A 2,942-nucleotide genomic window follows, 5' to 3' on the forward strand; every position below is an offset into this window, starting at 1 on the left:
TAAAGTTAAGTCCTCGATCGATTAGTATCCGTCAGCTCCACATGTCACCATGCTTCCACCTCGGACCTATCTACCTCATCGTCTCTGAGGGATCTTACTCACTCGAAGTGATGGGAAATCTCATCTTGAGGGGGGCTTCATGCTTAGATGCTTTCAGCACTTATCCCTTCCACACGTAGCTACCCAGCGATGCTTCTGGCGAAACAACTGGTACACCAGCGGTGTGTCCATCCCGGTCCTCTCGTACTAAGGACAGCTCCTCTCAAATTTCCAACGCCCACGACGGATAGGGACCGAACTGTCTCACGACGTTCTGAACCCAGCTCGCGTACCGCTTTAATGGGCGAACAGCCCAACCCTTGGGACCGACTACAGCCCCAGGATGCGATGAGCCGACATCGAGGTGCCAAACCTCCCCGTCGATGTGGACTCTTGGGGGAGATAAGCCTGTTATCCCCGGGGTAGCTTTTATCCGTTGAGCGACGGCCCTTCCATTCGGTACCGCCGGATCACTAAGCCCGACTTTCGTCCCTGCTCGACTTGTAGGTCTCGCAGTCAAGCTCCCTTCTGCCTTTACACTCTGCGAATGATTTCCAACCATTCTGAGGGAACCTTTGGGCGCCTCCGTTACTCTTTGGGAGGCGACCGCCCCAGTCAAACTGCCCACCTGACACTGTCTCCGAACCGGATTACGGTCCTGGGTTAGAATGTCCGTACAGCCAGGGTGGTATCCCACCGATGCCTCCACCGAAGCTAGCGCTCCGGTTTCTCAGGCTCCCACCTATCCTGTACAAGCTGTACCAACATTCAATATCAGGCTACAGTAAAGCTCCACGGGGTCTTTCCGTCCTGTCGCGGGTAATGCGCATCTTCACGCATAGTATAATTTCACCGGGTCTCTCGTTGAGACAGTGCCCAAGTCGTTGCACCTTTCGTGCGGGTCGGAACTTACCCGACAAGGAATTTCGCTACCTTAGGACCGTTATAGTTACGGCCGCCGTTTACTGGGGCTTCGGTTCAAAGCTTCGTCCGTAAGGACTAACATGTCCCCTTAACCTTCCAGCACCGGGCAGGTGTCAGCCCCTATACTTCGCCTTACGGCTTCGCAGAGACCTGTGTTTTTGCTAAACAGTCGCTTGGGCCTTTTCACTGCGGCTCCTCCAGGCCGAAACCTGAAGTGAGCACCCCTTCTCCCGAAGTTACGGGGTCATTTTGCCGAGTTCCTTAACGAGAGTTATCCCGCTCACCTTAGGATTCTCTCCTCGCCTACCTGTGTCGGTTTGCGGTACGGGCACCATTTTCCTCACTAGAGGCTTTTCTTGGCAGTGTGAAATCAGGAACTTCGGTACTAAAATTTCCCTCCCCATCACAGCTCAAGCGTATAGTGTGCGGATTTGCCTACACACAACTCTCACTGCTTGGACGCACACATCCATCGGTGCGCTTTCCCTATCCTCCTGCGTCACCCCTTCGTTCAAGCGGAAAGAAGGTGGTACAGGAATATCAACCTGTTTTCCATCGCCTACGCCTTTCGGCCTCGGCTTAGGTCCCGACTAACCCTGAGCGGACGAGCCTTCCTCAGGAAACCTTAGGCTTTCGGTGGACAAGATTCTCACTTGTCTTTCGCTACTCATACCGGCATTCTCACTTCTAAGCGCTCCACCAGTCCTTACGGTCTGACTTCAACGCCCTTAGAACGCTCTCCTACCACTGTACCATCGGTACAGTCCGCAGCTTCGGTGATACGTTTAGCCCCGGTACATTTTCGGCGCAGAGTCACTCGACCAGTGAGCTATTACGCACTCTTTAAATGGTGGCTGCTTCTAAGCCAACATCCTGGTTGTCTAAGCAACTCCACATCCTTTTCCACTTAACGTATACTTTGGGACCTTAGCTGGCGGTCTGGGCTGTTTCCCTCTCGACTACGAACCTTATCACCCGCAGTCTGACTCCCAGAGATAAGTCTTTGGCATTCGGAGTTTGACTGAATTCGGTAACCCGATGAGGGCCCCTAGTCCAATCAGTGCTCTACCTCCAAGACTCTTACTCTGAGGCTAGCCCTAAAGCTATTTCGGAGAGAACCAGCTATCTCCGTGTTCGATTGGCATTTCACCCCTACCCACACCTCATCCCCGCGTTTTTCAACACGCGTGGGTTCGGGCCTCCAGTAAGTGTTACCTTACCTTCACCCTGGACATGGGTAGATCACACGGTTTCGGGTCTACGACCACATACTCAAAACGCCCTATTCAGACTCGCTTTCGCTGCGGCTCCAGATCTTCTCTTTAACCTTGCATGGGATCGTAACTCGCCGGTTCATTCTACAAAAGGCACGCCGTCACCCATTAACGGGCTTCGACTACTTGTAGGCACACGGTTTCAGGTTCTCTTTCACTCCCCTTCCGGGGTGCTTTTCACCTTTCCCTCACGGTACTGGTTCACTATCGGTCACTAGGGAGTATTTAGCCTTGGGAGATGGTCCTCCCGGATTCCGACGGAATTTCACGTGTTCCGCCGTACTCAGGATCCACTCCGGAGGAAACGACATTTCAACTACAGGACTTTTACCTTCTATGGTGGGCCTTTCCAGACCGCTTCATTTACATCATTTCTTTGTAACTCCGTATGGAGTGTCCTACAACCCCAAAAGGCAAGCCTTCTGGTTTGGGCTAATTCCGTTTCGCTCGCCGCTACTCAGGAAATCGCGTTTGCTTTCTCTTCCTCCAGGTACTGAGATGTTTCAGTTCCCCGGGTTGCCTTCCTTATCCTATGGATTCAGATAAGGATACTGCCCCATTACGGACAGTGGGTTTCCCCATTCGGAAATCTCCGGATCAACGCTTACTTACAGCTCCCCGAAGCATATCGGTGTTAGTCCCGTCCTTCATCGGCTCCTAGTGCCAAGGCATTCACCGTGCGCCCTTGTTCACTTAACTTTGATG

Annotated in this window: 1 rRNA gene; it reads right to left on the reverse strand. The window is 52.8% G+C overall.

What is annotated here, in order from left to right:
* Window position 1 precedes the first annotated feature (1 nt).
* Window positions 2-2,936 (reverse strand): 23S ribosomal RNA (locus tag NLW78_RS15435).
* Window positions 2,937-2,942: the final 6 nt, after the last annotated feature.

This window comes from Salirhabdus salicampi, from assembly GCF_024259515.1.
Taxonomy (GTDB): Bacteria; Bacillota; Bacilli; order Bacillales; family Alkalibacillaceae; genus Salirhabdus_A; species Salirhabdus_A salicampi.